Origin of the sequence: Clostridium sp. 1001270J_160509_D11 (assembly GCF_015667935.1) — a bacterium.
Classification (GTDB): Bacteria; Bacillota; Clostridia; order Peptostreptococcales; family Peptostreptococcaceae; genus Intestinibacter.
In genome coordinates this window covers 1-1,751 of record NZ_JADPET010000250.1, presented here as the reverse complement: position 1 = coordinate 1,751, position 1,751 = coordinate 1, and the positions used below count along the sequence as shown (strand labels likewise).

Annotated in this window: 2 protein-coding genes; one reads left to right on the top strand and one right to left on the bottom strand. The window is 25.7% G+C overall.

The window, feature by feature from the left end:
* Positions 1-81: 81 nt before the first annotated feature.
* A complete protein-coding gene (locus I4U58_RS13725) occupies positions 82-699 on the top strand; it encodes a hypothetical protein (protein WP_195931895.1) in 618 nt (205 codons plus the stop codon).
* Between the two features lie 41 nt (positions 700-740).
* Here I4U58_RS13725 and I4U58_RS13720 read toward each other — a convergent pair whose 3' ends face one another.
* Entirely contained in the window at positions 741-1,661 is a 921-nt protein-coding gene (locus tag I4U58_RS13720) for a hypothetical protein (RefSeq protein WP_195931894.1), read from the bottom strand.
* Between the last annotated feature and the right edge of the window lie 90 nt (positions 1,662-1,751).

The window sequence follows — 1,751 nt, the reverse complement described above, 5'->3', positions numbered from 1 at the left end:
AATAGGCTGCCATCTCAGATATTAAAAGTGCCGATACTATAAATAATAAAATAGAAAATTAATTAAAGCGGAGGACTTAATATGAAAAATAAATTTTTAGTTTTATTATTAGCGTTAGTAATGGTTTTAGGCGCAGTTGCATGTAGTAACAAAAAAACAAATGAAAACACAAACACAAACAATACTGCAAACAAAGAAGAAGATGTAGCAGATAAAGTAGTTGATGAAAATTACTATAATGTCTACACTAAAAACTATGAATCTAGTATAGTTCCACTAGAAGAAAGTTACTATATTTATGGTGACGTAGACAGTGCAGAAAAATACTATAAAGACCATGATTATCCAGGTAACAAAGAATACTTACAAGAAGTAAAAGATGCCTTAATAGATAGTAAAGCAAAAATTCAAGATTTTATAGACAATATGGAAAAAGAAGGTACATCTGACAACGATAAAGTAAATAAATTAAATAAAGAAATGATTGATGATGGTAAAAAATTAATAGAAGATATTGATAAAAGACTTAAAAAGTTAGATGACATAAGTGATAAAGATCTTGAAAAATCAGATGCTGAATTTAGACGTTTAGTAGGAGATCATATAGTTCTTGAAAAAGAAGGAGACCATGAATTTAGAAAAATCCTTAGAAAACTTGATAAAGAATTAAATATAGAAAGAAAATCTCCAGAAAAATAAAAATATAAATAATAACCTAGCTATATTTTATATAGCTAGGTTTATTCTTCTAAACAACTAAAAAATATTCCTTCTCTAATTCCATAATTATTTATAATAACTTTTTTACTATGTGTATAAAGCATAAAGTACTTCATAAAATTAGAACTAGCACATATTACATCTGCTCGTTTTTTAGATACGCCTTTTATATTTACTCTTTCATTGTAATCTAAACTACAAATTCTATTATTTATATAAGATATTTCTGAATAATTCATTTTAAAATTGTGTAAACAAGGCTCTATATAAGTATCGCTATTACAGATATGAATCTGAGCTATATTTTTTATAGAACCGCCAATCGTCACTACTGGCAGGTTTCTTCCTTGTTTTAACCATGGGTATTTGTTGAATTCCCTATATATATAATTTTTAAATTCATTCCTAGTAAAAGGAGATATCCTATTAAATAAATTAAATCTACTAGAAAGAGGAATAGGCCCTAAAGGCAGACTAGCATAATTTTTAAATTTTTTGTTTTTTACTAAAGCTATTTCTATACTTGCTCCACCCATATCCACTAAAAAATAATTATTATAATTTAAGGTATTTATTGTCGATATATAACCTAAGTAAGATTCTTCATAACCTGAAAGTATCTTAACATCTAATCCTGTTTCTTTTTTTATTTCACTTAATACAATATCTTTATTAGCACATTTTCTAAGTGTCTCAGTCGCAACTACAATTACTTTATCACAGTTAAACGATTTACACTTTTCGTTGAAATTTTGTATGCTCAAAACTAATTTATATATTCCTATCGCCGATAAATTCGGTATATCATCAATATAATAATCGCTAAGTCGTATTTGATGCTTTCTTTCAAACAGTACATTTATATTATTTGAATGTCTCTGTTCTGCAATTAATAATTTTAATGAGTTTGATCCTAAATCTATAATTCCTATTGACTTCATATTAATTACATCCCCACCTTTGCATATAGATTAATTATATACAAATATTTTTAAAATAGGAAGAATTAAATAGATAAAAAATTGTAAAAT

Bases quoted from the DNA above. Each gene is read 5' to 3' on its own strand.
- I4U58_RS13725 (WP_195931895.1), top strand. From the start codon at position 82: ATGAAAAATAAATTTTTAGTTTTATTATTAGCGTTAGTAATGGTTTTA.
- I4U58_RS13720 (WP_195931894.1), bottom strand. From the start codon at position 1,661: ATGAAGTCAATAGGAATTATAGATTTAGGATCAAACTCATTAAAATTA.